The following is a 3,270-nucleotide window of genomic DNA, read 5'->3' as shown; positions in this document are numbered from 1 at the left end:
ATCCAGCACCGAGTCCACGTCGCCAGTCTCCACACGCGTACGCAGATCCTTGGCTATGCGGTAAGGCTGCAACACGTAGTTCCGGATCTGTGAGCCGAAGTTGATATCCAGCTTGGAGTCTTCAAGCTTCTTGCTCGCCGCCTTTTTTTTCTCCAGCTCGAACTCATACAACCGTGACCGCAGCATCTTCATCGCCTTTTCGCGGTTCTTATGCTGCGAACGCTCGTTCTGGCAGGCGGCCACGATTCCAGTAGGAATGTGCGTGATGCGCACAGCCGAGTCGGTCGTATTGACGTGCTGGCCGCCCTTGCCGCCGGAGCGGTAGGTGTCCGTGCGAATCTCGTCCGGCTTGATGTCAATAACGATCGAGTCATCGATCTCCGGCGAGACGAAGACGCTGGCAAACGAGGTGTGGCGGCGCTTTGCCGAATCGAAGGGAGAGATACGCACCAGGCGATGGACACCCGTCTCTCCGCTCAGCAGGCCGAAGGCGTATTCGCCCGTCAGGGTAAAAGTCGCGGACTTGATGCCGGCCTCATCACCATCCTGCAGTTCGTTGATCTCGGTCTTGAAGCCCTGCCGCTCTGCCCAGCGCAGATACATGCGCAGCAGCATCTCCGCCCAGTCCTGGCTCTCAGTACCGCCGGCGCCTGGATGGACAGTGACGATCGCATTCAGAGGATCGGTCTCGCCGCCCAGCAGGGTCTTGGTCTCGAGCTTTTCGGCAAAGTCGCTCAGGCTGTCGATCTCGCGCTCCAGGTCGGCAAGCAACGACGCCTCTTCGCCGCCTTCCTTGGCCAGTTCGAAGTAGGCCCCGATATCGTCGGAACGGCGGCCCAGCGCCTCATCATCGGCCAGCAATCCTTCAAGCCGCTTGCGCTCGCGCATCAGCGGCTGTGACTTCGCCGCATCGGCCCAGACCGCCGGATCGGCTACTTTTTCTTCAATGTCAGACAGTTCCCGCCGCAGACGCGCGGCGTCAAAGATACTCCCGCAGGTCGCGCACCTTCTCACGCACCGGGGAGTAAGCAAACTCTAGATCAGCAAGCATGCCGTTATTCTAATGCGCCGGGGGCGGTTGCGCCGGAGGGGATTGCGCCGGAGTTGGTTTRCTTCACCCTTAACGCCCCATATCCAAGCAAAGTAATCACCACCAGAGAACACCCGTAGGCGAACACATCGCCAAATCGCGTATAGAAGGTCATCTCGTCCGCATAATCGAAGCCTACGGCAACTGCCGTTCGTATGTGCCGCGGGGCCTGTTCGCGAAGGTGGCCGTAGGGATCAATGGCGCCTGTCACACCCGTGTTGGTATCGCGCAGCAGCCACCGGCGATTCTCAATGGCCCGCATCCGGGCCATGTTCAGGTGTTGCCACGGGGCGCTGCTGTCTCCGTACCACCCGTCATTGGAGATATTGACCAGCACCTCGGCGCCCCCCTTCACGAACTGCCGAACTTCATCCGCGAAGATCGACTCGTAGCAGATAAACGTGCCATAGCCATGGCCATCAGGACGAAAGACCGTACGGAAGTGTCCAGGATCAGATCGCCCAACCTCAGCGACAAGTCCACCGGCAAACTGAAAGAGCGACGGAAACGGAAGATACTCTCCGAACGGAACGAGATGAACTTTGTCGTAATGACCGCGATAGCTTCCATCGGTAGCAAAGAGCGCCGCTGAGTTATATGCCTTATAGCCGCTGGACGATCCACTATCGAGCTCGACGCCTTCAGCGCCGATAATCGCTGCGCTACCTGCGGTCTTCGTCATCTCGCCGATTATCTGGCGGAACTGAGGATCGTTGGTCGTAAAGGGCGCAGGCGATTCGGGCCAGACAATAATTTGAGGAGGAATGCTCCGCGCACTCCCTTGCGGCTGCAGCGATTACACGGGCTCGCGCCAGCTCTACCGCTACCCAGACAAATGGCGAGGCAAGAAGTACGTAGCCGGCGCTCCAGAAACGACGCAGAAGGCCAATCAGAATGGCGAAGAGTGCGTGATAGAGCCCCAGGTAAAGTGCAAAGAGCAGCAGAATGCCGAAGCCGGCGGGTTTACTCATACCGCCGTAGAGGTACATCGTCGGCATGACCCAGTAACAGCTCCCCAGGTACCAAAGAATGCCACAGGCATAACCGAGGAGCGCAAACTCTCTCGTCCTCAGAGGTTTCGCTTCGAGCAACGCTACCAGTAGTGGAATCAGCGCCAGCCAGCACAACACCGCTCGCCACGCAGGCACCGGACCCGCCATTGGGAAGATGAGCACCTGTAATACTCCGGACACAAGCGTGAGCGCCCATCTCTTTCCCGAAACTGCCTGCATGCATCCTCCGCTCGGAAAAGTCTAACAACCACACAGGCGTACAATGATGTTCGTGGTCGACCTGTTCATTCACGGACTTTCGCATCTGTTGGTGCCGATGTTCTTCTTCGGCCTTGTCGGTTCAGTCTTCGTTGTCGTCATCAGTTCGGCGCACGATCTGCTGGAAGTCTTCACTCCTGATGAGGAACCGAACGAGGCGGAGCTATAGCGATACCGTTCCACCCATTGACCTTGCCCAACCACAGGTCTAGACTCTTCGATGGGCGTCAGTTTCGTTGAGCGACGGATCGTAAAGTCCTCAAAAGGCGCGACCATACAAGATGGCCTCTAAACCCACGGTCACCGTTCCGCAACCGAACCGAGTTCGGCTCGTCGTAGCCTCCTCGGTTATGCTCACCTTCATTTCCTTCTGGCGAGCCGCCGCCATCGTTCTGAACGACCTTGGATCGTCGGCCTTCTACGCCGGAGGCATCTCAGAAGAGGCTGTCGGCAAATCTGCGCCATGGTTCATCATCGGCGTGATGCTCTTCTCCTATGCGGTGCGCTCGGTCTACGTCGAGAGCTGTTCGATGTTTACTCGAGGCGGCGTCTACCGCATCGTGAAGGAGGCCCTCGGCTCCACCTTCGCCAAGGTTTCGGTCTCAGCACTGATGTTCGACTACGTGCTGACCGGACCGATCTCAGGCGTCTCTGCCGGCCAGTACATCGTCGGCATGTTGAATGACCTGGCCAGATTATGTGTTGAGAAATATCACTGGCCCACGTGGGCGGCGCCTCAACTAAACGTCAACTACGCCTCCGCCGCCTTCGCCGTCGTCATCACCATCTATTTTTGGTGGCAGAACATCAAGGGCATCGAAGAGTCCAGCGAAAAAGCCCTGACGATCATGAAGATCACAACGGTCATGGTGATCCTTCTTCTTGCCTGGGGCACACTGACCGCAGTCC

Annotated in this window: 5 protein-coding genes; 2 read left to right on the top strand and 3 right to left on the bottom strand. The window is 58.0% G+C overall.

The window, feature by feature from the left end; all coding sequences use genetic code 11:
* The 3 genes from prfB to AB4043_RS23055 all read right to left on the bottom strand — a co-directional run.
* A protein-coding gene (gene prfB, locus AB4043_RS23065) for a peptide chain release factor 2 (RefSeq protein ID WP_442308214.1) occupies nucleotides 1-1,051 on the bottom strand; the annotation gives its coding sequence in 2 pieces (ribosomal slippage) (nucleotides 1-981 and nucleotides 983-1,051; 1,050 coding nt annotated over the 2 pieces). This gene is flagged as partial in the annotation.
* Between the two features lie 4 nt (nucleotides 1,052-1,055).
* A complete protein-coding gene (gene lnt, locus AB4043_RS23060) occupies nucleotides 1,056-1,841 on the bottom strand; it encodes an apolipoprotein N-acyltransferase (protein WP_442308215.1) in 786 nt (261 codons plus the stop codon).
* Complete coding sequence (locus AB4043_RS23055; protein ID WP_442308213.1) at nucleotides 1,753-2,322, bottom strand: hypothetical protein; 570 nt, start codon at nucleotides 2,320-2,322, stop codon at nucleotides 1,753-1,755. Before AB4043_RS23055 ends, lnt begins: the two co-directional genes overlap by 89 nt.
* A gap of 52 nt (nucleotides 2,323-2,374) precedes the next feature.
* On the opposite strand from AB4043_RS23055, the gene AB4043_RS23050 reads away from it, so the two are divergent.
* Nucleotides 2,375-2,530, top strand: a complete 156-nt coding sequence (locus AB4043_RS23050) for a hypothetical protein (protein WP_442308212.1) — start codon at nucleotides 2,375-2,377, stop codon at nucleotides 2,528-2,530.
* Nucleotides 2,531-2,642: 112 nt separating this feature from the next.
* A partial coding sequence (locus AB4043_RS23045; RefSeq protein WP_442308211.1) for an amino acid permease occupies nucleotides 2,643-3,270 on the top strand: 628 nt, incomplete at its 3' end.

The sequence above is a fragment of the Terriglobus sp. YAF25 genome (assembly GCF_052113305.1).
Classification (GTDB): Bacteria; Acidobacteriota; Terriglobia; order Terriglobales; family Acidobacteriaceae; genus Terriglobus.
This window is presented reverse-complemented; position numbering and strand designations above follow the sequence as displayed.